General features: G+C 61.5%; 21 protein-coding genes and 4 tRNA genes. 20 read left to right on the top strand and 5 right to left on the bottom strand.

Annotated elements, in window-relative coordinates; all coding sequences use genetic code 11:
- The first annotated feature begins 63 nt into the window (after positions 1 to 63).
- From D906_RS03800 to astE, 11 genes are all read left to right on the top strand, one after another.
- Positions 64 to 753, top strand: coding sequence for an ABC transporter permease (locus D906_RS03800; protein ID WP_003254523.1), 690 nt, complete (start codon positions 64 to 66; stop codon positions 751 to 753).
- Positions 750 to 1,448: an ABC transporter permease gene (locus D906_RS03795; protein WP_019099126.1), complete on the top strand. Its 699-nt coding sequence runs from the start codon at positions 750 to 752 to the stop codon at positions 1,446 to 1,448. Before D906_RS03800 ends, D906_RS03795 begins: the two co-directional genes overlap by 4 nt.
- A gap of 22 nt (positions 1,449 to 1,470) precedes the next feature.
- Positions 1,471 to 2,235: an ABC transporter ATP-binding protein gene (locus tag D906_RS03790; RefSeq protein ID WP_016711851.1), complete on the top strand. Its 765-nt coding sequence runs from the start codon at positions 1,471 to 1,473 to the stop codon at positions 2,233 to 2,235.
- A gap of 98 nt (positions 2,236 to 2,333) precedes the next feature.
- Positions 2,334 to 3,314, top strand: a complete 981-nt coding sequence (gene argR / locus D906_RS03785; protein ID WP_019099127.1) for a transcriptional regulator ArgR — start codon at positions 2,334 to 2,336, stop codon at positions 3,312 to 3,314.
- Between the two features lie 332 nt (positions 3,315 to 3,646).
- A complete protein-coding gene (locus D906_RS03780) occupies positions 3,647 to 4,867 on the top strand; it encodes an aspartate aminotransferase family protein (protein WP_019099128.1) in 1,221 nt (406 codons plus the stop codon).
- 135 nt (positions 4,868 to 5,002) lie between these two features.
- The gene (gene aruF, locus D906_RS03775; protein WP_027615317.1) at positions 5,003 to 6,022 is read left to right on the top strand and encodes an arginine/ornithine succinyltransferase subunit alpha; all 1,020 of its coding nucleotides are present in this window, start codon (positions 5,003 to 5,005) and stop codon (positions 6,020 to 6,022) included.
- Between the two features lie 78 nt (positions 6,023 to 6,100).
- Positions 6,101 to 7,129 (top strand): arginine N-succinyltransferase, encoded by a 1,029-nt coding sequence (astA, locus tag D906_RS03770; protein ID WP_027615316.1) that lies wholly within the window; start codon positions 6,101 to 6,103, stop codon positions 7,127 to 7,129.
- Positions 7,130 to 8,593 (top strand): succinylglutamate-semialdehyde dehydrogenase, encoded by a 1,464-nt coding sequence (astD, locus tag D906_RS03765; RefSeq protein WP_027615315.1) that lies wholly within the window; start codon positions 7,130 to 7,132, stop codon positions 8,591 to 8,593.
- A gap of 23 nt (positions 8,594 to 8,616) precedes the next feature.
- Entirely contained in the window at positions 8,617 to 9,966 is a 1,350-nt protein-coding gene (astB, locus tag D906_RS03760) for an N-succinylarginine dihydrolase (protein ID WP_027615314.1), read from the top strand.
- A gap of 14 nt (positions 9,967 to 9,980) precedes the next feature.
- The gene (locus D906_RS03755) at positions 9,981 to 10,271 is read left to right on the top strand and encodes a topoisomerase II (protein WP_003256592.1); all 291 of its coding nucleotides are present in this window, start codon (positions 9,981 to 9,983) and stop codon (positions 10,269 to 10,271) included.
- A gap of 10 nt (positions 10,272 to 10,281) precedes the next feature.
- Positions 10,282 to 11,289 (top strand): succinylglutamate desuccinylase, encoded by a 1,008-nt coding sequence (gene astE, locus D906_RS03750; RefSeq protein ID WP_025753869.1) that lies wholly within the window; start codon positions 10,282 to 10,284, stop codon positions 11,287 to 11,289.
- A 6-nt stretch (positions 11,290 to 11,295) separates the two neighbouring features.
- Here the strand turns inward: astE and D906_RS03745 are convergent, their stop codons facing one another.
- The gene (locus D906_RS03745; protein ID WP_027615313.1) at positions 11,296 to 12,078 is read right to left on the bottom strand and encodes a hypothetical protein; all 783 of its coding nucleotides are present in this window, start codon (positions 12,076 to 12,078) and stop codon (positions 11,296 to 11,298) included.
- A 282-nt stretch (positions 12,079 to 12,360) separates the two neighbouring features.
- Between D906_RS03745 and alaS the strand changes: the two genes are divergently transcribed.
- From alaS to mgtE, 7 genes are all read left to right on the top strand, one after another.
- Positions 12,361 to 14,985 (top strand): alanine--tRNA ligase, encoded by a 2,625-nt coding sequence (gene alaS, locus D906_RS03740; RefSeq protein WP_025753867.1) that lies wholly within the window; start codon positions 12,361 to 12,363, stop codon positions 14,983 to 14,985.
- Between the two features lie 84 nt (positions 14,986 to 15,069).
- Complete coding sequence (locus D906_RS03735) at positions 15,070 to 16,305, top strand: aspartate kinase (protein ID WP_019099135.1); 1,236 nt, start codon at positions 15,070 to 15,072, stop codon at positions 16,303 to 16,305.
- Positions 16,306 to 16,472: 167 nt separating this feature from the next.
- Positions 16,473 to 16,661 carry a carbon storage regulator CsrA gene (gene csrA, locus D906_RS03730; protein WP_003254503.1) on the top strand — a complete coding sequence of 63 codons (189 nt, stop codon included), beginning with the start codon at positions 16,473 to 16,475 and terminating at the stop codon, positions 16,659 to 16,661.
- 72 nt (positions 16,662 to 16,733) lie between these two features.
- Positions 16,734 to 16,824: transfer RNA gene (locus tag D906_RS03725), tRNA-Ser, on the top strand.
- Positions 16,825 to 16,930: 106 nt separating this feature from the next.
- Positions 16,931 to 17,007: transfer RNA gene (locus tag D906_RS03720), tRNA-Arg, on the top strand.
- Between the two features lie 74 nt (positions 17,008 to 17,081).
- Positions 17,082 to 17,158, top strand: a tRNA-Arg gene (locus D906_RS03715).
- 397 nt (positions 17,159 to 17,555) lie between these two features.
- Positions 17,556 to 18,998 carry a magnesium transporter gene (mgtE, locus tag D906_RS03710; protein ID WP_016711838.1) on the top strand — a complete coding sequence of 481 codons (1,443 nt, stop codon included), beginning with the start codon at positions 17,556 to 17,558 and terminating at the stop codon, positions 18,996 to 18,998.
- 133 nt (positions 18,999 to 19,131) lie between these two features.
- Here the strand turns inward: mgtE and D906_RS03705 are convergent, their stop codons facing one another.
- Positions 19,132 to 19,458 (bottom strand): Arc family DNA-binding protein, encoded by a 327-nt coding sequence (locus tag D906_RS03705; RefSeq protein WP_003254499.1) that lies wholly within the window; start codon positions 19,456 to 19,458, stop codon positions 19,132 to 19,134.
- 345 nt (positions 19,459 to 19,803) lie between these two features.
- Here D906_RS03705 and phnN point away from each other — a divergent pair, with 345 nt between their 5' ends.
- Together phnN and D906_RS03695 are read left to right on the top strand one after the other, a co-directional pair.
- The gene (gene phnN / locus D906_RS03700; RefSeq protein WP_019099590.1) at positions 19,804 to 20,397 is read left to right on the top strand and encodes a phosphonate metabolism protein/1,5-bisphosphokinase (PRPP-forming) PhnN; all 594 of its coding nucleotides are present in this window, start codon (positions 19,804 to 19,806) and stop codon (positions 20,395 to 20,397) included.
- Between the two features lie 111 nt (positions 20,398 to 20,508).
- A tRNA-Arg gene (locus D906_RS03695) sits at positions 20,509 to 20,585 on the top strand.
- 30 nt (positions 20,586 to 20,615) lie between these two features.
- Here D906_RS03695 and D906_RS03690 read toward each other — a convergent pair.
- The 3 genes from D906_RS03690 to D906_RS03680 all read right to left on the bottom strand — a co-directional run bounded on the left by D906_RS03690 (position 20,616) and on the right by D906_RS03680 (position 23,267).
- Positions 20,616 to 22,004 (bottom strand): amino acid permease, encoded by a 1,389-nt coding sequence (locus D906_RS03690; RefSeq protein ID WP_025753865.1) that lies wholly within the window; start codon positions 22,002 to 22,004, stop codon positions 20,616 to 20,618.
- 205 nt (positions 22,005 to 22,209) lie between these two features.
- Positions 22,210 to 22,536: an AzlD domain-containing protein gene (locus tag D906_RS03685; RefSeq protein WP_016711836.1), complete on the bottom strand. Its 327-nt coding sequence runs from the start codon at positions 22,534 to 22,536 to the stop codon at positions 22,210 to 22,212.
- On the bottom strand, positions 22,533 to 23,267 hold the full coding sequence (locus D906_RS03680; RefSeq protein WP_019099589.1) for an AzlC family ABC transporter permease: 735 nt from the start codon (positions 23,265 to 23,267) through the stop codon (positions 22,533 to 22,535). The genes D906_RS03685 and D906_RS03680 overlap by 4 nt, the downstream gene beginning before the upstream one ends.
- Between the last annotated feature and the right edge of the window lie 81 nt (positions 23,268 to 23,348).

Raw genomic sequence — 23,348 nt, 5'->3', positions numbered from 1 at the left:
GTGCAAACAGCAGAGGCTCTGAGGTTTGCACCATTTTTCATTCTTTAGGTCGAGGACCTCATCATGTTGAAAGGCTACGGGGCAGTCATCCTCGACGGGGCGTGGCTGACGCTTCAGCTCGCCCTGTCGTCGATGGCCCTGGCCATCGTGCTCGGCCTGATCGGTGTGGCGCTGCGCTTGTCGCCGGTGCGCTGGCTGGCCTGGCTGGGCGACCTGTATTCCACGGTGATCCGTGGTATTCCGGACCTGGTCCTGATCCTGCTGATCTTCTACGGCGGGCAAGACATCATCAACCGCGTGGCACCGCTGCTCGGCTACGAAGACTACATTGACCTGAACCCGTTGATTGCCGGTATCGGTACCCTGGGCTTCATCTTTGGCGCCTACCTGTCGGAAACCTTCCGCGGTGCCTTCCTGGGTATACCCAAGGGCCAGGCCGAGGCGGGCGTGGCGTATGGCATGAGCCCGCGCCAGGTGTTCTTCCGCATCCAGGTGCCGCAAATGATTCGCCTGGCGATCCCGGGCTTCACCAACAACTGGCTGGTACTCACCAAGGCCACCGCACTGATCTCGGTCGTCGGCCTGCAGGACATGATGTTCAAGGCCAAGCAGGCGGCCGATGCCACCCGCGAGCCTTTCACCTTCTTCCTGGCGGTGGCGGCACTGTACCTGGTGCTGACCAGCGTCTCGCTGCTGGCCCTGAAGTATCTGGAGCGCCGCTACTCGGTGGGCGTCAAGGTGGCTGAACTATGATCTTCGACTACAACGTCGTCTGGGAGGCATTGCCGATGTACTTTGGCGGCCTGCTGACCACCCTCAAGCTGTTGGCGATTTCGCTGTTCTTCGGGCTGCTGGCGGCCATCCCGCTGGGCCTGATGCGCGTGTCGAAACAGCCGGCGATCAACCTGGCTGCGTGGCTGTACACCTACGTGATCCGCGGCACACCCATGCTGGTGCAGCTGTTCCTGATCTACTACGGCCTGGCGCAGTTCGAAGCGGTGCGCGAGAGCTTCCTCTGGCCGCTGCTGTCCAGCGCCACCTTCTGCGCGTGTCTGGCGTTCGGCATCAACACCAGCGCCTACACCGCCGAAATCATTGCCGGCAGCCTCAAGGCCACGCCCCATGGCGAGATCGAGGCGGCCAAGGCCATGGGCATGTCGCGCATGAAAATGTACCGGCGCATCCTGCTGCCCTCGGCCCTGCGCCGGGCGCTGCCGCAATACAGCAACGAAGTGATCATGATGCTGCAAACCACCAGCCTGGCGTCGATCGTCACCCTGATCGACATCACCGGTGCCGCGCGCACGGTCAATGCCCAGTATTACCTGCCTTTCGAGGCCTACATCACGGCGGGCGTGTTCTACCTGTGCCTGACCTTCATCCTGGTGCGCCTTTTCAAGATGGCCGAACGCCGCTGGCTCGGCTACCTGGCGCCGCGCAAGCACTGACCGCTCTGTGAGAATCGACAGCATGTACAAACTCGAAGTCCAAGACCTGCACAAGCGCTACGGCAGCCACGAAGTGCTCAAGGGCGTGTCGCTGGCGGCCAAGGCCGGCGACGTCATCAGCATCATCGGCTCCAGTGGTTCGGGCAAGTCGACCTTTCTGCGCTGCATCAACCTGCTGGAGCAGCCGCACGCGGGCAAGATCCTGCTCAACAACGAAGAGCTCAAGCTGGTGGCCGGCAAGGACGGCGCGCTGAAGGCTGCCGACCCGCGTCAGTTGCAGCGCATGCGCTCGCGCCTGTCGATGGTGTTCCAGCACTTCAACCTGTGGTCGCACATGACCGCACTGGAAAACATCATCGAAGCGCCGGTGCATGTGTTGGGTGTGAACAAGAAGGAGGCGCTGGAGAAGGCCGAGCATTACCTGGCCAAGGTCGGTGTTGCCCACCGCAAGGACGCCTTCCCCGGGCATATGTCGGGTGGCGAGCAACAGCGTGTGGCAATTGCCCGCGCGCTGGCCATGGAGCCGGAGGTTATGCTGTTCGACGAACCGACCTCGGCACTGGATCCCGAACTGGTGGGCGATGTACTCAAGGTGATGCAGGCGCTGGCCCAGGAAGGCCGCACCATGGTGGTGGTGACCCACGAAATGGGCTTTGCCCGTGAGGTGTCCAACCAGTTGGTGTTCCTGCACAAAGGCCTGGTGGAAGAAACCGGCTGCCCGCGTGAAGTGCTGGCCAATCCGCAGTCGGAGCGCCTGAAGCAGTTCCTCTCCGGCAGCCTGAAGTAAAAGCTGCATTTTTGCACCAGAATAGGGCATGCTGCGCGGCGAGCGCAGCCTGACCCGGCGCACAGACTCAAACGACCTCAGGTTTCGGACCGTACCCTATGACCACCCAGCGAATCGGTTTTCTCATCTGGCCCAGCACCAGGCCCTTGACCCTGGCGCTGGCCGAGGAAGTGTTGCTGGTGGCGCAGCGGGTACACCCGGATGTGGTCTACGAAATGGCCTTCCTGCAGGCGGAGCCGGCGCAAGAGGGTGGCTGGCGCCTGCCGGGCGAACCGTGGACTGGCCGCTTGGAGGGGTGCCACAAGCTGTTTCTGGTTGCTGACGAGCCGCCTGCGGCAGTAGGGGCAGCCTTGTCGGCTGCTCTCAAGCAGCAGGCGCGCAGCGGCTGCATGGTCGGTGGCCTGTCAGCCGGTGTTTATCCTCTGGCGATGCTGGGCTTGCTCGACGGTTATCGTGCTGCCGTGCACTGGCGCTGGCAGGATGATTTTGCCGAGCGCTTCCCCAAGGTCATTGCCACCAGTCACCTGTTCGACTGGGACCGCGACCGCCTGACGGCCTGTGGCGGCATGGCTGTAACCGACCTGCTACTGGCCGTGCTGGCCCGCGATCATGGGGCGGAGCTGGCGGGCGCTGTTTCGGAAGAGTTGGTGGTAGAGCGCATCCGCGAGGGTGGTGAGCGCCAGCGCATTCCGCTGCAGAATCGCCTGGGCTCCAGCCACCCCAAGCTGACCCAGGCGGTGCTGTTGATGGAGGCCAACATCGAAGAGCCGCTGACCACCGATGAGATTGCCCAGCATGTGTGCGTGTCACGCCGGCAGCTGGAGCGCATCTTCAAGCAGTATCTGAACCGCGTGCCGAGCCAGTATTATCTGGAGCTGCGGCTGAACAAGGCGCGGCAGATGCTGATGCAGACCAGCAAGTCGATCATCCAGATCGGGCTGTCCTGTGGTTTCTCCTCGGGGCCGCATTTTTCCAGCGCCTACCGCAACTTCTTTGGCGCGACGCCACGGGAAGACCGTAACCAGCGGCGTAGCAGTAGCCCGTTCGAATTGAGCTCAGCGCCGGCCGAAAAGGGCTGATATTTGGGTGGGTTCGGTGTATGCCTTGGGTTTGACGATGGTGCTGAAATCGAGCGCCGCGCGGGCGGCGCTCGATCTTCCAGGCACTACCCTAATATCGACATACACCCACACCCACTCAATCCCTTGTGAACACCCGTTCACCCAGCCCCCTCTCTCCCGTACACTGCGCCATTGCGACAGTGTTTGTCGCATTGCCGAAAACCTTGTCAAAACTGGGTTTTGCGCTGTAACAAGTTGTCGCTTGGCCGCAAGGACAGGCGCGGATCAGTCCTTACAATCCCCCCATCGCTCGCCACTTCCAGGCCAGCGTTCCTCTTCAGGAGACTCAGATGTCCGTTGAGCAAGCCCCGGTGCAACGTGCCGATTTCGACCAGGTGATGGTCCCCAACTATTCTCCGGCGGCCTTCATTCCTGTGCGAGGCGAGGGTTCCCGCGTCTGGGACCAGTCGGGTCGCGAGCTGATCGACTTTGCCGGTGGCATCGCGGTAAACGCCCTGGGCCATTGCCACCCGGCGCTGGTCAAGGCCCTGACCGAGCAGGCCAATACCCTCTGGCACGTATCCAACGTGTTCACCAACGAGCCGGCCCTGCGCCTGGCCCACAAACTGGTGGATGCTACCTTTGCCGACCGGGCGTTCTTCTGCAACTCCGGCGCCGAATCCAACGAGGCTGCTTTCAAGCTGGCCCGTCGTGTTGCGCATGACCGCTTCGGCCCGGAAAAACACGAAATCATCGCCACCGTGAACAGCTTCCACGGCCGCACTTTGTTTACCGTCAGCGTCGGTGGCCAGCCGAAGTACTCCGATGGCTTCGGCCCGAAGATCACCGGCATCAGCCACGTGCCCTACAACGACCTGGAAGCGCTGAAGGCACAGATTTCCGACAAGACCTGCGCCGTGGTGATCGAGCCGATCCAGGGCGAGAGCGGCGTGGTGCCGGCCGACAAGGCCTACCTGGAAGGCGCGCGCAAGCTGTGCGACGAGCACAACGCCCTGCTGATCTTCGACGAAGTGCAAACCGGCGTGGGCCGTACCGGTTCGCTGTATGCCTACCAGCACTACGGCGTGACGCCAGACATCCTGACCAGTGCCAAGAGCCTGGGCGGCGGCTTCCCGATAGGCGCCATGCTGACCACCACCGAGCTGGCCAAACACCTGGCTGTCGGCACCCACGGCACCACCTATGGCGGCAACCCGCTGGGCTGCGCCGTTGCCTGTGCCGTGCTGGATGTGGTCAACACCCCGGAAACCCTGGCCGGCATCAAGGCCAAGCATGAGCGCTTCAAGACCCGTCTGGAGCAGATTGGCCAGAAGTACAACCTGTTCAGCCAGGTACGTGGCGTTGGCCTGCTGCTGGGCTGCGTGCTGACCGAAGCCTGGCAAGGCAAGGCCAAGGACGTACTCAACGCGGCCGAAAAAGAAGGCGTGATGGTGCTGCAGGCCGGCCCGGACGTGGTTCGCTTTGCGCCAAGCCTGGTGGTTGAAGACGCCGACATCGATGAAGGCCTGGACCGCTTCGAGCGCGCCGTGGCCACGCTGACCAAAGGCTGATCCGCCTGCGGCCACTTCGCCGGCCCCAGCCATGGCTGAGCCGGGCCGGCGATACCCGATTCCAGTGCAGGTGCCTGTGCACCTGCCGTTTTTCCGTGCCGCCGTAAGCGGCCCGTATTCCAAAGGAGTGACACCATGCTGGTGATGCGCCCCGCGCAAATGGCTGATCTGAACGAAGTGCAGCGCATGGCTGCAGACAGCCCCATTGGTGTCACCTCGCTGCCGGACGACGCTGCTCGCCTGGGCGACAAGATCGCCGCTTCCGAGACTTCCTTCGCCGCCGAGGTCAGCTTCAACGGTGAAGAAAGCTACTTCTTCGTGCTCGAAGACAGCGAAACCGGCAAGCTGGCCGGCTGCTCGGCCATTGTGGCGTCGGCGGGCTACTCCGAGCCGTTTTACAGCTTTCGCAACGAGACCTTCGTGCATGCCTCGCGCGAGCTGAAGATTCACAACAAGATTCACGTGCTGTCGCTGTGTCACGACCTGACCGGCAACAGCCTGCTGACCAGCTTCTATGTAATGCCAGAGCTGGTGAACAGTGGCTGGGCCGAGCTCAATTCTCGCGGTCGCCTGCTGTTCATGGCCGCGCACCCGGAGCGTTTCGCCGACTCGGTCGTGACCGAAATCGTCGGTTTCAGCGACGAGCAGGGCGAATCGCCGTTCTGGGATGCCATCGGCCGCAATTTCTTTGACCTCAACTATGCCGACGCCGAGCGCCTGTGTGGCCTTAAAAGCCGCACCTTCCTCGCCGAACTGATGCCGCACTACCCGATCTATGTGCCGCTGCTGCCTGATGAAGCGCAGGAAGCCATGGGCCAGGTGCACCCGCGCGCGCAGATCACCTTCGACATCCTCATGCGCGAAGGCTTCGAGACCGAGCACTACATCGACATCTTCGACGGCGGCCCGACCCTGCATGCGCGTACCTCGGGCATTCGCTCGATCGCTCAGAGCCGGGTCGTGCCGGTGAAAATCGAAGAAGCGCCAGCCAAGGGCGGGCGCCCGTACCTGGTCTGCAACGGCCAGCTCCAGGACTACCGCGCAGTGCTGCTGGACCTCGACTGGGTACCCGGCAAACCGGTAAGCCTGAGCGTGGCGGCAGCCGATGCACTGGGTGTGGGCGAGGGCGCCAGCGTGCGCCTGGTGGCGGTGTGAGGTCTGGTGACAGACGTTTCGGGATTGATGCGTTAGCAGCGTTTCGCGCCGGCCGATGCCGTCGCACAAGGAGATAGCATGATCGTTCGTCCTGTACGCAGCAGCGATTTGCCTGCGTTGATCGAATTGGCACGCAGCACCGGTACCACCGGGCTGACCACGCTGCCGGCCAACGAAGAGCGCCTGGGGCATCGCGTTGGCTGGGCGGAAAAAAGCTTCCGTGGCGAGGCCGAGCGTGGCGACACCGACTACCTGTTCGTGCTGGAAAACGACGAAGGCCTGGTGGTGGGCATCAGTGCCATTGCCGGTGCCGTCGGCCTGCGCGAGCCCTGGTACAACTACCGGGTCGGCCTGACCGTCAGCGCCTCGCAGGAGCTGAAGATCTACCGCGAAATCCCCACCCTGTTCCTGGCCAACGACCTGACCGGCAACTCCGAGCTGTGCTCGCTGTTCCTGCGCAGCGACTACCGCTCCGGGCTGAATGGCCGCCTGCTGTCACGCGCGCGCATGCTGTTCATTGCCGAGTTCCCCGAGCTGTTCGGCAAGAAGATCATTGCCGAGATGCGCGGCATGTCGGACGAACAGGGGCGTTCGCCGTTCTGGGAAAGCCTGGGCCGGCACTTCTTCAGGATGGAGTTCAGCCAGGCTGACTACCTCACTGGCGTGGGCAACAAGTCGTTCATCGCCGAGCTGATGCCCAAGTTCCCGCTGTACACCTGCTTCCTGTCCGAGGCGGCGCGCAATGTGATCGGCCGTGTGCACAAGGACACCGAGCCGGCGCTGGCCATGCTCAAGCAGGAAGGCTTCAACTACCAAGGCTACGTCGACATCTTCGATGCTGGCCCGGCCATCGAATGCGACACCGCCAAGATCCGCGCCGTGCGCGAGAGCCAGAACCTGGTGCTGGCGGTCGGTACGCCGGGCGATGACGCCACCCCTTACATCATCCACAACCGCAAGCGCGACGACTGCCGCATTACCGCGGCACCCGCGCGGCTGGCCGCCGGTACTCTGGTGGTCGACCCGTTGACCGCCAAGCGTCTGCGCATGGGCGCCGGCGACAATGTGCGCGCGGTGCCGCTGTCGGCTAGCCGGGAGGCCCAGTAAATGACCACGCATTTCATCGCAGGCAATTGGCAGGCCGGCCAGGGTGAAGCCCTGCAGTCGTTGAATCCGGTGACCCAAGCCGTGATCTGGCAAGGGCAGGGCGCCGATGCCAGCCAGGTGGACGCTGCCGTGCAGGCCGCGCGCCAGGCTTTCCCGGCCTGGGCGCAATTGAGCCTGGAAGCGCGCATCGATGTGCTGGAGAAGTTCGCGGCGCAGTTGAAAGCGCACGCCGAAGCCATGGCTCACTGCATCGGCGAGGAAACCGGCAAGCCGCTGTGGGAATCGGCAACCGAAGTCACCAGCATGATCAACAAGGTGGCGATTTCGGTACAAAGCTACCGCGAGCGCACCGGCGAAAAGAGTGGCCCGCTGGCCGATGCCACGGCGGTGTTGCGGCACAAGCCCCACGGCGTGGTGGCAGTCTTCGGCCCTTACAACTTTCCCGGTCACTTGCCTAACGGCCACATTGTGCCGGCGTTGTTGGCAGGCAATTGCGTGGTGTTCAAGCCCAGTGAGCTGACCCCCAAGGTGGCCGAGCTGACCGTCAATTGCTGGATCGCCGCTGGCTTGCCGGCGGGTGTGCTGAACCTGGTGCAGGGCGCACGCGAAACCGGTGTGGCACTGGCGGCGAACCCGGGTATAGATGGTTTGTTCTTCACCGGTTCCAGCCGCACCGGGAACCTGCTGCACCAGCAGTTCGCCGACCGCCCGGACAAGATCCTGGCCCTGGAAATGGGGGGCAACAACCCGCTGGTGGTGGACGAGGTCAAGGACATCGACGCGGCGGTGTACACCATTATCCAGTCGGCGTTTATTTCTGCCGGCCAGCGCTGCACCTGTGCCCGGCGCCTGCTGGTGCCGCAAGGTGCCTGGGGTGATGCACTGATCGCGCGCCTGGTCGAGGTATGCAAAACCATTACGGTAGGTGCGTTCGATGAGCAACCGGCGCCGTTCATGGGCTCGGTGATCTCGCTGCAAGCGGCGCAGGCGCTGATGGTGGCCCAGGCCGAGCTGGTTGCCAAAGGTGGCGTGAAGCTGCTGGAAATGACCCAGCCGCAGGCCGATGCCGCGCTGCTGACCCCGGGCATCGTCGATGTCACTGGCGTGGCCGGGCGACCGGACGAAGAATTCTTCGGCCCACTGCTGCAAGTCATCCGTTATGCCGACTTCGATGCGGCCATCGATGAAGCCAACAACACCCAGTACGGCCTGGCCGCCGGGTTGTTGTCCGACTCCCGCGCCCGCTACCAGTACTTCTGGCTGCGCAGCCGTGCCGGCATCGTCAACTGGAACAAGCAACTGACCGGTGCCGCGAGCAGCGCGCCGTTCGGTGGTGTGGGGGCCAGTGGCAACCACCGCGCCAGTGCCTATTACGCGGCTGACTATTGCGCTTACCCCGTGGCTTCGCTGGAGACCGCCAGCCTTGCCTTGCCGGCGACGTTGACGCCGGGCGTCACCCTATAACAACAGGTCACGGAGCCTAGCCGATGAAATCCTATGAAGTGAATTTTGATGGCCTGGTGGGGCCTACCCACAACTATGGCGGCCTGTCCTACGGCAACGTGGCTTCGCAAAGCAACAGCCAGCAGGGTTCCAACCCGCGTGAAGCCGCGCGCCAAGGCCTGGCGAAAATGAAGGCGCTGGCCGACCTGGGCTTCAAGCAGGGCGTGCTGGCGCCGCAGGAGCGCCCGGATGTGGCTGCCCTGCGCCGCCTGGGCTTCAGCGGCAGCGATGCCGAAGTGATCCAGCGTGCGGCTAAAGAAGCGATGCCGCTGCTGGTGGCCAGTTGCTCGGCGTCGAGCATGTGGGTGGCCAACGCGGCCACGGTCAGCCCCAGTGCCGACACCGCGGATGGCCGCGTGCATTTCACCGCTGCCAACCTGAACTGCAAGTACCACCGCAGCATCGAGCACCCGACCACCAGCCGCGTGCTGGGCGCCATGTTCAACAACGAGAAACACTTTGCCCACCACGCAGCATTGCCTGCCGTGGCACAGTTCGGTGACGAGGGCGCGGCCAACCACACGCGCTTCTGCCGTGCCTATGGCGAGGTGGGCGTGGAGTTCTTCGTTTACGGCCGCAGTGCCTTCGACAGCCGCTACCCGGCGCCGCAGAAGTACCCGGCCCGGCAAACCCTGGAGGCCTCGCAGGCCGTGGCCCGGCTGCATGGGCTGAGTGATGCTGGTGTGGTCTACGCTCAACAGAACCCTGCGGTGATCGACCAGGGCGTGTTCCACAACGATGTGATTTCGGTGGGCAACGGCGAGGTGCTGTTTTACCACGAGGACGCCTTCCTGGAGACCGACACGGTGCTTGGCCAGCTGCGAGCTAAACTGGCCAGCAAGGGTGGCAACTTCCAGGCTATCTGTGTGCCACGGGCGGCGGTGACGGTTGAGGATGCGGTGCGTTCCTACCTGTTCAACAGCCAGCTGCTCAGCCGCGACGACGGCTCCATGCTGCTGGTGGTACCGGAAGAGTGCCGCAACAACGAGCGGGTCTGGGCCTACCTGGGCCAGCTGACCAGTCAGGGCGGCCCGGTGAAGGAGGTCAAGGTGTTCGACCTCAAGCAGAGCATGCAGAACGGTGGTGGCCCGGCTTGCCTGCGTTTGCGTGTGGCGTTGAAGGAATCGGAACTGGCAGCGGTCAACCAAGGCGTTATCATGACCGCCCCGCTGTACGACACCTTGGTGGGGTGGGTCGACAAGCATTATCGCGATCGCTTGAGCGACGCGGACCTGGCTGACCCGCAACTCCTGGTGGAATGCCGTACGGCACTGGACGAATTGACCCAGATCCTGAAGTTGGGTTCGGTGTACCCGTTCCAACGACAACCTTGAAGAGAGACTTTGCAATGACCGACGCCCTGCGCCTGATCCTCGAAGATGAAGACGGCACCCAGCTGGAAACCTCCTGCACCCGTTTTGCCGTGGTCTGGCAAGGCAAGGAAGTGTGGATTCAGCAGGACGGCCGTGGCCAGCTGCTGATCGGTGTGGATGTCGAGGAAGACGATACCGAGTATGCCAACCTGCTGCTGCGCCCGATGGCCACCAATCTGGTCAGCCTGCAGCTGGAAATGGAGCCGGCCGAGGTTGGCGAAGACGACGATCACGTCCATGGCCCCGACTGCGGCCACCACCACTAAGGAAGCCCCTATGCTCGCCCTTGGCAAATTGCTTGAGCTGACCCTCACCGATCACGAACCGGCCGAGAAGACCCAAGTGACACCCAAGGGCGCGCGTTTGCGCTGGCTGGGGGAGGGCGCGCTGGAAGTGCGCCCTGCCGAGAACGAGGACTGCGGGCTGGACTTGCTGTTGTCCGCCGGCATCCATGGCAACGAAACGGCGCCGATCGAATTGCTCGAGCGGCTGCTGCACGGCGTGGCCAATGGCAAGATCAAGCCCAAGGCACGGTTACTGTTCCTGTTCGGCAACCCGGCGGCCATCCGCAAGGGCGAGCGCTTCATCGAGCAGGACATCAACCGGCTGTTCAACGGCCGTCATGAGCTTTCCAGTGGTTTCGAGGCATTGCGTGCCGCCGAACTGGAACAGTTCGCCCGGGTGTTCTTCAGCAAGCCGGGGCGCAGCCGCCTGCATTACGACCTGCATACCGCCATTCGCGGTTCGAAGATCGAGCAATTCGCCTTGTACCCTTATAAAGAGGGGCGCAAGCATTCCCGTCGTGAGTTGGCGCGCCTGGCGGCAGCGGGTATGGAGGCGGTGCTGCTGCAGAGCAAATCCTCCATCACCTTCAGTGCGTTCACCTATGAACAGCTTGATGCTGAAGCCTTTACCCTGGAGCTCGGCAAGGCTCGCCCGTTCGGCCAGAACGAGCAAGTCAACCTCGACAAGCTGGAAGAGCGGCTGGTGCGCATCATCGAGGCGACCGAGCCAGAGGGCGAGGGTTCGCTGGATGGCCTGCAACTGTTTAGCGTGTCTCGCGAGATCATCAAGCACAGCGACAGCTTCCACCTGCACCTGCCCGCGGACATCGAGAATTTCTCCGAGCTGAGCAAGGGTTACCTGCTGGCCGAAGACCTGGCCGAGACGCGCTGGGTGGTCGAGGAGGAGGGGGCGCGTATCATCTTCCCGAACCCGAAGGTGAAGAATGGGCTTCGGGCCGGGATTCTCATCGTACCGGATTCTGGCGCGCGCCTGTCCTGACGCTGCTCAGTCTGGAAATGCCACTTCCCCGGTCGGATCACCGGCACTGAGATCGACAAGAGCACTGTACAGTACCGTGAACAGTGCAGTGACGGCGTCCTCTCCATGGGTATAGGGGTCGTACAGTATGGTGGTGATGGCTGTAGCCCCCTCTACACCTGTCCTGGGGTCCCAGCCCTGGCCATGCACAGCATTATTCCCGGCATACAGCTGCATCAGGATCAACCGCTCACCTTGTGGGTCGCCTTTGCGAGCAGATTGCAGTAGCTCTCTCAGCGCGGGCTGCCCAGCCAGCAGGGCAAGTTGCGCGAGCACGCGAAACTGGAACTGTGGCGTTCCGTAGATCGAAAGGTTGGGTATTTGTGTGTCGATCAGGGTTTTGTTCTGAGTCGCTTCGGTGTCCAGGCGTAGCGAGCCGCTAAAGTGCGCGTCAATACCGGTTGGCAGCTGCTTGCCTGCAAACTGCAGTACCAGTTCTTGCTGGTCCGAGCTTGGCTCGATCAGGTAGGGTTGGCCGGCAATCTCGATGCGAATGCAGCGGACTTCGCTCACCCGGATGTTGTCGGTTTTGGACCAGATGACGATCTCATCACGGCTGGCCAGTGGTTCGAAGTCATTCTTCGCGTCTGTGAGTCGCCGTTGAATCTCTACCTCTGCGGTCTCAAGCAACGGGTAAATGTCCTGATCCTGCCGATAGGCCGTCGTGCCTTCGTTCAGCTCGACATTGCATTGGCCGCTGCACGCTGTGCTACGGCCATTGAGGAGCACACTTGGGGTCGGGTTGGTCATGATGTATCTCCTGAGGTGGGAGAACAGTGTGCCGAGAGCGCTGCGAGGCAGTTGGTACATAATTGACGCACGGTTCATCCCTTGCGCCTGGCGCCCTGATACCTGCCGATCAGCGCCTGGTCGTTGTCGTCGGGCGAATGACATCGACATTAAGCGCATTTCATGCTCCGATTGACGGTTTATATCGTATAAACACACTACACCCAGGCATCAGGCTGGATATAATGGCGCCCTTTGCCGTCGTTTCGTCACCCCGACGCCGCCGTATCCGTGGAAGAACCTATGAAAAGCGCAGAAATCCGTGAAGCCTTCCTTCGCTTCTTCGAAGAGCAGGGCCATACCCGAGTCGCCTCCAGTTCGCTGATTCCGAACAACGACCCGACCCTGCTGTTCACCAATGCCGGCATGAACCAGTTCAAGGACTGCTTCCTCGGCGCGGAGAAGCGTGCTTACACCCGTGCCGTCAGCAGCCAGAAGTGCGTGCGTGCCGGTGGCAAGCACAACGACCTGGAAAACGTCGGTTACACCGCGCGTCACCATACCTTCTTCGAAATGCTGGGCAACTTCAGCTTCGGTGACTATTTCAAGCGCGATGCCATCACCTTCGCCTGGACCTTCCTGACCTCGGACAAATGGCTGAACCTGCCCAAGGAAAAGCTCTGGGTCACCGTTTACGCCACTGACGACGAAGCCTACGACATCTGGACCAAGGAAGTCGGCGTGCCGGAAGAGCGCATGGTGCGCATCGGTGACAACAAAGGCGCCCCGTACGCCTCCGACAACTTCTGGACCATGGGTGACACCGGCCCGTGCGGCCCGTGCACCGAGATCTTCTACGACCACGGCGCAGACATCTGGGGCGGCCCACCCGGCTCGCCAGAAGAAGACGGCGACCGTTACATCGAGATCTGGAACAACGTTTTCATGCAGTTCAACCGCACCGCCGACGGCGTGCTGCACCCGCTGCCAGCGCCGTCGGTAGACACCGGCATGGGCCTGGAGCGTGTCAGCGCCGTGCTGCAGCACGTGCACTCGAACTACGAGATCGACCTGTTCCAGAACCTGCTGGCGGCGGCTGCCAAGGCCATCGGTTGCAGCAACGACGGCCAGGCCTCGCTGAAAGTGGTGGCCGACCATATCCGTTCGTGCGGTTTCCTGATCGCTGACGGCGTGCTGCCGTCCAACGAAGGCCGTGGCTATGTGCTGCGCCGCATCATTCGCCGCGCCTGCCGCCACGGCAACAAGCTGGGCGCCAAGGGCAGCTTCTTCTACCAGATCGTCGCCGCACTGGCCGCCGAAATGGGCGAGGCCTTCCCAGAGCTGAAAAGCCAGCAGGCGCACATCGAGCGTGTGCTCAAGGCCGAGGAAGAGCAGTTTGCCAAGACCCTGGAGCAGGGCCTGCGCATTCTCGAGCAAGACCTGGCCCAGCTCAAAGGCGACGTGGTACCGGGTGACGTGGTGTTCAAGCTGTACGACACCTACGGCTTCCCGATGGACCTGACCGCCGACATCGCCCGTGAGCGCGAGCTGACCATCGACGAAGCCGGCTTCGAGCGCGAAATGGACGCACAGCGTGAGCGCGCCCGTTCCGCCAGCGCCTTCGGCATGGACTACAACAGCCTGGTCAAGGTCGACAGCGCCACCGAGTTCCTCGGCTACGACGCCACTGAAGGCCAGGGCAAGATCATCGCCTTGTACAAGGACGGCCAGTCCGTCGACCAATTGGGTGAAGGCGAGCAGGGCGTGGTCGTGCTCGACCGTACGCCGTTCTACGCCGAATCCGGTGGCCAGGTGGGTGACACCGGCTTCCTGCAGGCTGGCGCTGCGCGCTTCGACGTGCGCGACACCACCAAGACCGGTGGTGCCTTCCTGCACCACGGCGTGGTCGCCAGCGGTGCGCTGGTAATCGGCTCGCCGGTGGAGGCCAAGGTCGATGCCGACGTGCAGCACGCCACCTCGCTGAACCATTCCGCCACCCACCTGCTGCACGAAGCGCTGCGCCAGGTACTGGGCGAGCACGTACAGCAGAAGGGCTCGCTGGTCGACAGCCAGCGCCTGCGTTTCGACTTCAGCCACTTCGAGGCGGTAAAGCCGGAGCAGATCAAGGCACTGGAAGACATCGTCAACCGCGAAGTGCGCAAGAACACCCCGGTGGAAACCGAGCTGACCGACATCGAAACCGCCAAGGCCAAAGGCGCCATGGCGCTGTTCGGCGAGAAGTACGGCGACACCGTGCGTGTACTGAGCATGGGCGGTGATTTCTCGGTGGAGCTGTGCGGCGGTATCCACGCCAAGCGCACCGGTGACATCAGTCTGTTCAAGATCATCAGCGAAGGCGGCGTGGCCTCTGGCGTACGCCGTATCGAAGCCGTTACCGGCGCAGCAGCGCTGGCCTACCTGAACGCTGCCGAAGAGCAGGTCAAGGAAGCCGCGCAGCTGGTGAAAGGTAACCGCGACAACCTGATCGACAAGCTGTCGGCTGTGCTCGAGCGCAACCGCCAGCTGGAGAAGCAGCTGGAACAGCTGCAGGCCAAGGCCGCCAGCGCCGCCGGGGACGATCTCTCCAACGCGGCCGTTGAGGTCAAGGGCGCCAAGGTGCTTGCTGCCCGCCTGGATGGGCAGGACGGCAAGGCCCTGCTGGCCCTGGTCGATCAGCTGAAGAACAAGCTCGGCCACGCAGTGATCCTGCTGGGCAGCGAGCATGAGGGCAAGGTTGTGCTGGTGGCCGGCGTAACCAAGGACCTCTCCAGCCAACTCAAGGCTGGCGATCTGATGAAACAAGCCGCTGCGGCGGTGGGTGGCAAGGGCGGTGGCCGTCCGGACATGGCCCAGGGTGGTGGCGTCGATGTCGCTGCACTGGACCAGGCCCTGGCGCTGGCCGTGCCATTCGCAGAGCAGGGACTTTGAGATGAAGGCGCCGGCGGTCTAGTCGCCGGCCTCTTCATGTTGGATTGTTTTTTGGGGCCCTGTATGGGCTGAGGCACCATTGAAATGGCGTTGATCGTACAGAAATTTGGCGGCACCTCTGTCGGTTCCATCGAGCGGATCGAGCAGGTAGCCGAAAAGGTCAAGAAACACCGTGAAGCGGGCGACGACCTAGTGGTTGTATTGTCGGCCATGAGCGGTGAAACCAATCGCCTGATCGACCTGGCCAAGCAGATCACCGATCAGCCGGTTCCGCGTGAACTGGACGTGATCGTGTCGACCGGTGAGCAGGTCACCATTGCCCTGCTGACCATGGCCTTGATCAAGCGTGGTGTGCCAGCGGTGTCCTACACCGGCAACCAGGTGCGCATCCTTACCGACAGCGCGCACAACAAGGCGCGCATCCTGCAGATCGACGACCAGAAGATTCGCGCCGACCTCAAGGAAGGCCGCGTGGTCGTGGTGGCAGGCTTCCAGGGTGTGGACGAGCACGGCAGCATCACCACCCTGGGCCGTGGCGGCTCCGATACGACCGGCGTGGCCCTGGCGGCAGCGCTGAAGGCGGACGAGTGCCAGATCTACACCGACGTCGATGGCGTATACACCACCGACCCACGCGTCGTGCCGCAGGCCCAGCGCCTGGAGAAGATCACCTTCGAAGAGATGCTGGAAATGGCCAGCCTCGGTTCCAAGGTGCTGCAGATCCGTTCGGTGGAGTTCGCCGGCAAGTACAACGTCCCGCTGCGCGTGCTGCACAGCTTCAAGGAGGGTCCGGGTACCCTCATTACCATTGATGAAGAGGAATCCATGGAACAGCCGATCATTTCCGGTATCGCCTTCAACCGTGATGAAGCCAAGCTGACCATTCGCGGCGTGCCGGACACCCCGGGCGTGGCCTTCAAGATCCTCGGCCCGATCAGCGCTTCGAACATCGAAGTGGACATGATCGTGCAGAACGTTGCCCACGATAACACCACCGACTTCACCTTCACCGTACACCGCAACGAGTACGAGAAGGCGCAAAGCGTGCTGGAAAACACCGCTCGCGAAATCGGTGCCCGTGAAGTGATCGGCGACACCAAGATCGCCAAGGTCTCGATCGTTGGGGTCGGCATGCGTTCGCACGCCGGTGTGGCCAGCCGCATGTTCGAAGCCCTGGCCAAGGAGAGCATCAACATCCAGATGATCTCCACCTCCGAGATCAAGGTCTCGGTAGTGATCGAAGAGAAGTACCTGGAGCTGGCCGTACGCGCGCTGCACACCGCGTTCGAGCTCGACGCTCCTGCCCGACAGGGCGAGTAAGGCGCTGCCTGGAAGGGCGCGGCTGGTGCCGCGCCCTTCGCGTTTCTGCTCGCCACGCAGGCCCTGTCCTGCCCTGTGTGGCGCGTAACCGGGGTCCCGTCGTCGTCCACGACTGGCCCTGATACCCAAGACTGTTACCCCTGAATGTTTTGCGTAAGGAGAAAGCTATGTTGATTCTGACTCGTCGGTGCGCCGAGAGCCTGATCATTGGAGACGGCGAGATCACCGTGACGGTGCTTGGCGTCAAAGGCAACCAGGTGCGTATTGGCGTCAGCGCCCCGAAAGAAGTGGCTGTTCACCGCGAGGAAATCTACCTGCGGATCAAGAAGGAGAAGGATGAAGAGCCAAGCCTTTAATTTTTTTGAAGTTTTTTTCAAAAAAAGGGTTGCAAAGGTGAAAGAGGTTCTTTAATATTCGCCTCGTGTTGCGGTGAGGTGGCCGAGTGGCCGAAGGCGCTCCCCTGCTAAGGGAGTATACCTCATAAGGGTATCGGGGGTTCGAATCCCCCCTTCACCGCCATTATTTGCGTAGGGCGCTGTAAACAGTAAGAACGCTAAGTCGTTGATTTTAAACGAAAACGTTCTTGAAAAAATGTTTCAGCGACCTATAATGCGCGGCAAGACACGGACTCATAGCTCAGCTGGATAGAGTACTCGGCTACGAACCGAGCGGTCGCAGGTTCGAATCCTGCTGAGTCCGCCACTTTCTTGAAGTGGCTCTGCTTGCAAAGCTGCTTCAGTCAACCAGCGGTAACCTGGTCTAAAACTGCCAATCGCGGACTCATAGCTCAGCTGGATAGAGTACTCGGCTACGAACCGAGCGGTCGCAGGTTCGAATCCTGCTGAGTCCGCCATACCCCATCAAGAAGCCCGCTCATTTGAGCGGGCTTTTTGTTTTTCTGCGCCAATGAATTGTTGGTGATGTCGATCTACGCTCTTCTGTAATGATTGTGGTGTAGCTTGGCGCCGCCGTGCGGCAACCAAAACAAATGTGCTTTCCCATCCACAACAACCGTCGCACTGATAGCTTCGAGCGTTGTCCCAGCTTTATCACGCAAACGATTGTTCTGGCCAAAAATTTAAGCGATCTGACAGCTTTAGCAGTGTATGATTGCGCCCGTCAGCCCCGCCGGGGCTTGTGGAAAACCACCATGGACTTACCCAGTAGTTACTCGCTAACACGATTCATACAGAAAGATCTGACCGATTGATTCTCCCGGCGTGCTCCGCTGCTGGGAGTGGAGTTCGCCTATGACTGAAGTAGAAGTAAAAAAAGCGCAAGAGAGCCTGCAGGATCGCCTGGCCCAGGTGGTCGAACTGCTGCAGCGCCAGCGTGTGGTCGAAGACCTGACTCACCGCCAGGAGGGCGCGCACAACGACCTGGTGGAAAACCTCGTCCACCGCCAGAACCTCGTCGAGCTGCAGCGTAAGCTCGATGACCTGCACCCCGCCGACATCGCCTATATCCTCGAAGCCTTGCCCCTGGAAGACCGCCTGACGGTCTGGCAGCTGGTGCGCTCGGACCGCGATGGCGACATCCTGCTGGAAGTATCCGACTCGGTTCGTCAATCGCTGATCGCTGACATGGACGATCACGAGCTGTTGGCCGCCGCCAAGGAAATGGACGCCGACGAGCTGGCCGACCTGGCCCCAGAGCTACCGCGCGACGTTATCCATGAGCTGATGGAAACCCTCGATGCCCAGCAACGCGAACGTGTGCGTTCGGCGCTGAGCTACGACGAGGAGCAGGTCGGTGCGCTGATGGACTTCGAGATGGTCACCATCCGCGAAGACGTCAGCCTGGAAGTGGTGCTGCGCTACCTGCGCCGCCTGAAAGAGCTGCCCAACCACACCGACAAACTGTTCGTGGTCGATTACGACGGCATCCTCAAGGGTGTGTTGCCCATCAAGCGCCTGCTGGTCAACGACCCGGAGAAGAAGGTGGCGGAGGTCATGGCGACCGACCCGGTATCCTTCCAGCCCGAGGAAGATGCCTATGATGCGGCGCAGGCTTTCGAGCGTTACGACCTGGTATCGGCACCTGTCGTAGACAAGGGCGAGCGCCTGATCGGCCGTTTGACCATTGACGAGATGGTCGACCTGATCCGTGAAGAGAGCGAGAGCGAAGTCCTCAACATGGCGGGTCTGCGTGAAGAGGAAGACATCTTCGCCTCGGTCTGGCGCTCGTTCCGCAACCGCTGGGCGTGGTTGGCGATCAATTTGATTACTGCGTTTCTCGCTTCGCGAGTGATCGGGGTGTTCGAGGGGTCGATCGAAAAGCTGGTGGCCCTGGCTGCGTTGATGCCCATCGTTGCGGGTATTGGTGGCAACTCGGGCAACCAGACCATCACCATGATTGTCCGCGCCATGGCACTGGACCAGGTATCGCCGGGCAATACCAGCCGCCTGATGCGCAAGGAACTGGCGGTGTCGCTGATCAACGGCCTGGTGTGGGGGGGAGTCATTGGTGCCGTGGCTTTCTGGTTGTACGGTAGCTGGTCGCTGGGCGTGGTGATGACTGCAGCGATGACCTTGAACCTGTTACTGGCGGCGCTGATGGGTGTGCTCATCCCGATGACATTGGCCCGCTTGGGGCGCGACCCGGCGATGGGCGCGAGTGTGATGATCACTGCCGTGACCGACAGTGGCGGCTTCTTCATCTTCCTTGGCCTGGCCACGTTGTTCCTTCTCTAAGCCCAAACACAATCCTTTGCAGGAGCGGCCTTGTGCCGCGAAAGGCCGCTCCTGCAGAGGGCTGCGTTTGCTTCAGATAGCCCCCATAAAAAAAGCCAGCTTACGCTGGCTTTTTTGTGCTCGCTTGCAGGCCTCAGGAGGCGTCGGCGGCCATTTCCACATCGTGAGCGATGAGGGCGACCAAGGCATTCTGCTGGCGGTGGGACAGTTGGCGGAAGCGCTGCAGCAACTCGCGCTCATGCAGGGACAGCTCAGGGCTGTCCAGGCGCATGCTCAGCTCGTCACCCAACGCACCTTCCTGGATAAGGCTCTGCTCCAGGCGCGCGATGATTTCGGAGTTCATGCTGCGGTGATGGTTGCGCGCTACCTCGGCAATGCGCTCACGCATCCCGTCTGGCAGGCGGACGACGAACTTGTCAGCGGTGCGGCTCGAATAAATAGCCTGTTTCATTGGGCGCATATAAATTGACCGGAGTTTGGTTCAGGGGAAGCGGTTCTCAAATTGGCCGCACGGGGTGGAAATACGACCGTGGCGACGACAAAATGTTCAACCGTCAGTGAAAAATGGATGCTCATCTTGCCTCATGGTCGCCGTTTCCTTGGCGTCAATTCTGTGACAAATAGTGGGCCGGATAAAGGCTTTATGCCAGTACCAATTATCAGAAATGAGCACTGGTTTGAAAAGTTTTACATGCTCCGGCTTGCCTGACTGTCAGTCTTTTGCCGTCAAAAACTGGTAAAACACAGCAAAAGGACAGGAAAACCCCTAGAATGCGCCGGTTTCCCTCCATAGAGCATAGTGGCTATGCAACATGACGCAAGCGACCGCCGATCAGGGACAGGCCGGCTGATATTTCTGGTAGGACCGTCCGGTTCGGGAAAAGATTCCCTGATCGACGCTTCGCGTGAGCGGCTGGCGGCCGCCGGGGTAGAGGTTGCCCGTCGGGTAATTACCCGTTCGGCCGAAGCCAAGGGCGAAGCTGCCCAAGGGGTCACGGCGGAACAGTTTGAAACCCTGTGTGCGCAGGGGGCATTTGCCATGTGCTGGCGGGCCAATGGCCTGGGGTATGGCATTCCTCGGCAGGTGGATGAGTGGTTGGCGGCGGGCAAGGCGGTGCTGGTGAATGGCTCGCGGGCTTACCTGCCCGAAGCGCGTCAGCGTTACCCGGACATGTTGGCAGTGCTGGTCGAGGTCAGGCCGGAGGTGCTGCGCCAGCGCTTGCTGGCCCGGGGCCGCGAAAGCGTCGAGGAGGTTGAACAGCGGTTGGCGCGTAGTGCTCGTTTGCAGGTGTTGTCCGATCCTTCGGTGCATGTGCTGGACAACTCGACAAGCCTGGAGGCAGCGGTCGCGGCCCTGTTCGGGTTGCTTCGCGATGAAGGTGTGCTGCCGCCGGTGTAGCAGTGCCAGAAAAGGATTACGCGAAAAAGCCAGGTAGAGGCATGACAAACGCCAGCATGCTGGTTAACATGCTGGCCGTCCCGCTGTGCAGCGCTCGCTGCCGGTGCTTGCGTCTCAGTAGCTCAATTGGATAGAGCATCCCCCTCCTAAGGGGAAGGTTGCAGGTTCAATTCCTGCCTGGGACGCCATTTCCTGTTTCCCCACATGCCCGCCATCCATCATTGCAACGCGCGATGGTGTTGTTCGTCTGCCTTGCTACCGGCCAGGCGCTGACGCATCACGAAGTACCCCACCACCACCAGTACCACTGTCAGCACTGTGAACCAGAACTGGAAGCGTGACGCCGGTTCGAATGCCTGGGTGCCGATCACCGCCAGCAAGGCGAACAACGCGACGATGTTGGCATACGGGAACAGCCAGGCCCGGAAGGCCGCCGGGTCGATCGCTTCATGGCGGGTTTTCCAGCGCATGGCCATGTGGGCGATGATGATGAAGATCCATACGACCATCACCAGGCTGCCGGTGCTCTTGGCCAAGGTCATGAACAGGTCGCCGCCGCTGACGAAGTGCACGGTCAGGATCATCGTGCAGATCGACAGGCTAAGCAGCAATGCATTGATCGGCACACCTTTGGCGCTCGTGCGCGAGAACAGCTTGGGTGCGTGCCCGCGCTGGCTCAGGGAGAACAGCATGCGCGAGTTGGAGAACATGAACGAATTCATCACCGACATGAACGAGACGAACAGCACCAGTTTCATGGCCACCGCAGCACCACCGAACCCGGCCAGGCTGAACAGCGAAACGTAGGGCGAGGCCAGGTTGGCCTTGTCGGTCCACGGCAGGCAAAGGATCAGGATCGACACCGAGCCTACATAGAACAGCATCACCCGCAGGATCACGCTCTTGATTGCGCGAATCACGTTCTGTCGCGGGTTTTCCGACTCACCTGCAGCCACGGCGGCAATTTCGCTGCCGCCCAGCGAGAAGATCACCACGATCACGCCAGCCATCACCGGTGACAGGCCGTTGGGCATGAAGCCGTCATGGGCGGTGAGGTTGACCAGCCCGGGGGAGGGGATGTTGCTGTGCAGGCCAAGCAGGATCGAAATGCCCAGTAGCATGAAAATGAGAATGGTGGCGACCTTCATCGCGGCCAGCCAGTATTCCACTTCGGCAAAGGAGCGTACCGAGTAGGCGTTGCTGGCCATCAACGTCACCAGCATCAGGAAAGCGCCTGCCCAGATCGGCAACCAAGGTAGAAAGTCATGCAGGATCGCGCCCAACAGCACTGCTTCGAGGGTGATGGTCATCATCGACTTGAACCAGTACAGCCAGCCGACAGCAAAACCGGCCCAGTCACCGAGGTAGGTGTTGGCGTAGGTCGAGAACGAACCGGCATCCGGGTTGCGGCAGGCCATTTCGCCGAGCATGAACATGACCAGGGTGACCACCAACCCCCCGATGAAGTACGACAGGATGGCCGCAGGGCCCGCCGATGCGATTAACGCGCCAGACCCCATGAACAGCCCGGCACCGATTACCCCGCCCAGGGCAATCATGGTGATGTGCCGCTGCTTCAGGCTTTGTTTCAAACTGTTGGATTGCATTTCCTTGTCCTCTCTTATTATTGGGGGCCGACAACGTTCCCCTACGCAGGCACTGTCGTGCGCCTGCGTCCACGCGTGGCAAATAGCTACCAGGCTGCCACCATGGACAATAAGGCCAAGGACCTCAAACGAATTCTATGCACAACATCCTGCTGATTTTTCCTAAGGACAGTTGCGCTTCATGTCGCACGGCGGACACTTTCTCCTAAAGCCCCCAGTGCTTCAACGCCCACAACACCCCCATGCCCACAACCAGCGTCAGCATCGTGCTGCGTGTGCGCCAGGCTACCAACGCAGCCAGGACCGCCGCGGGTATCTGCGGGTTCGTCCAGTCGAACCCGGCATGCCGGTCAGGGAAGACCACGGCCGGCAACACCAGCGCAGCCAGTACACTGGCCGGCACATAGGCCAATGCGCGGCGAAACAGAGGCGGGATGCGCAACACCGTGTGCAGTTCGATGAACGACAGCCGGATGGCGAAGGTGCCCAGGCCAATCAGCACGAAGGTTATCCACTGGGTCGTTTCGCTCATGATGCGTTCTGCTCTGTATGGGCTTCAGGTACGGCGTGTTGTTTTTGCCGACTCTCGATGGCCAGCCCGGCGATGATTCCGCCGACGGCACCGGTCAGCAGGCCAAGGTTGTAGGGCAGGTCAACGGCCAGCACCGCAAGCACGCCACCGGTCAGCGCGGCGCCGAGCATGGCGGTATTGCGAATGCCGGGTATCAGCAAGGCCAGAAAAGACAACGGTATGGCAAAACCCAGTGACCAGTCTTCCGGAATGCCTGCGCCCAGGTACATGCCCGCCAGTACCGAGAGGTTCCAGCCGAACCACATGGTGATCGCCGTGCCGGCGTAATAGGGGTAGGCATGCTGGCCTAGTCCGCCTGTGCCCATTTTCAGTGTGCACAGGGCGAAGGACTGATCCGACAGCATGAACGCCATTGGCCATTTGTGACGGCGCGGGAGGTGGCCCAGGTGTGGGGCCAGGCTGGCGCTGTACATCAGAAAACGCAGGTTGATCACCAGTGCGGTGACCACCATCGTCACTGGCAGGGCGGCGTTTTGCATCAATTGCATCACCACCATTTGCGCAGAGCCGGAGTAGAACAGCAAGGTCATGCCAATGGCGTCGGCGGGTGACAGGCCCATGCCGATTGCCGTAACCCCGGTGATCAGGCCAAAAGGCACAATGCCGGAGGTCAACGGCATAACGCTTTGTGCGCCCTGCTTGAATGCTTGGGTCGCGCTTGGGTACTGCATGGGAGTTCCTTGAAGCTGTTCGGAGGGTGCATGGACACCCTCACGTTAATGCGCCTGACAGTTGGCCACAACGTCAGATTT

It is taken from the genome of Pseudomonas sp. LAIL14HWK12:I1, from assembly GCF_003202095.1.
Classification (GTDB): domain Bacteria; phylum Pseudomonadota; class Gammaproteobacteria; order Pseudomonadales; family Pseudomonadaceae; genus Aquipseudomonas; species Aquipseudomonas monteilii.
The sequence above is the reverse complement of the archived record's forward strand: the minus strand, read 5'-3'. Positions and strand labels throughout refer to the sequence as shown.

Coding starts and splice junctions, on each gene's coding strand:
- D906_RS03705 (WP_003254499.1), bottom strand. CDS start 19,458: ATGCGCCCAATGAAACAGGCTATTTATTCGAGCCGCACCGCTGACAAG.
- D906_RS03690 (WP_025753865.1), bottom strand. CDS start 22,004: ATGCAATCCAACAGTTTGAAACAAAGCCTGAAGCAGCGGCACATCACC.
- D906_RS03790 (WP_016711851.1), top strand. CDS start 1,471: ATGTACAAACTCGAAGTCCAAGACCTGCACAAGCGCTACGGCAGCCAC.
- D906_RS03735 (WP_019099135.1), top strand. CDS start 15,070: ATGGCGTTGATCGTACAGAAATTTGGCGGCACCTCTGTCGGTTCCATC.
- D906_RS03755 (WP_003256592.1), top strand. CDS start 9,981: ATGACCGACGCCCTGCGCCTGATCCTCGAAGATGAAGACGGCACCCAG.
- astB (WP_027615314.1), top strand. CDS start 8,617: ATGAAATCCTATGAAGTGAATTTTGATGGCCTGGTGGGGCCTACCCAC.
- D906_RS03780 (WP_019099128.1), top strand. CDS start 3,647: ATGTCCGTTGAGCAAGCCCCGGTGCAACGTGCCGATTTCGACCAGGTG.
- D906_RS03745 (WP_027615313.1), bottom strand. CDS start 12,078: ATGACCAACCCGACCCCAAGTGTGCTCCTCAATGGCCGTAGCACAGCG.
- D906_RS03795 (WP_019099126.1), top strand. CDS start 750: ATGATCTTCGACTACAACGTCGTCTGGGAGGCATTGCCGATGTACTTT.
- astD (WP_027615315.1), top strand. CDS start 7,130: ATGACCACGCATTTCATCGCAGGCAATTGGCAGGCCGGCCAGGGTGAA.
- D906_RS03800 (WP_003254523.1), top strand. CDS start 64: ATGTTGAAAGGCTACGGGGCAGTCATCCTCGACGGGGCGTGGCTGACG.
- csrA (WP_003254503.1), top strand. CDS start 16,473: ATGTTGATTCTGACTCGTCGGTGCGCCGAGAGCCTGATCATTGGAGAC.
- D906_RS03680 (WP_019099589.1), bottom strand. CDS start 23,267: ATGCAGTACCCAAGCGCGACCCAAGCATTCAAGCAGGGCGCACAAAGC.
- phnN (WP_019099590.1), top strand. CDS start 19,804: ATGCAACATGACGCAAGCGACCGCCGATCAGGGACAGGCCGGCTGATA.
- mgtE (WP_016711838.1), top strand. CDS start 17,556: ATGACTGAAGTAGAAGTAAAAAAAGCGCAAGAGAGCCTGCAGGATCGC.
- argR (WP_019099127.1), top strand. CDS start 2,334: ATGACCACCCAGCGAATCGGTTTTCTCATCTGGCCCAGCACCAGGCCC.
- astE (WP_025753869.1), top strand. CDS start 10,282: ATGCTCGCCCTTGGCAAATTGCTTGAGCTGACCCTCACCGATCACGAA.
- astA (WP_027615316.1), top strand. CDS start 6,101: ATGATCGTTCGTCCTGTACGCAGCAGCGATTTGCCTGCGTTGATCGAA.
- alaS (WP_025753867.1), top strand. CDS start 12,361: ATGAAAAGCGCAGAAATCCGTGAAGCCTTCCTTCGCTTCTTCGAAGAG.
- D906_RS03685 (WP_016711836.1), bottom strand. CDS start 22,536: ATGAGCGAAACGACCCAGTGGATAACCTTCGTGCTGATTGGCCTGGGC.
- aruF (WP_027615317.1), top strand. CDS start 5,003: ATGCTGGTGATGCGCCCCGCGCAAATGGCTGATCTGAACGAAGTGCAG.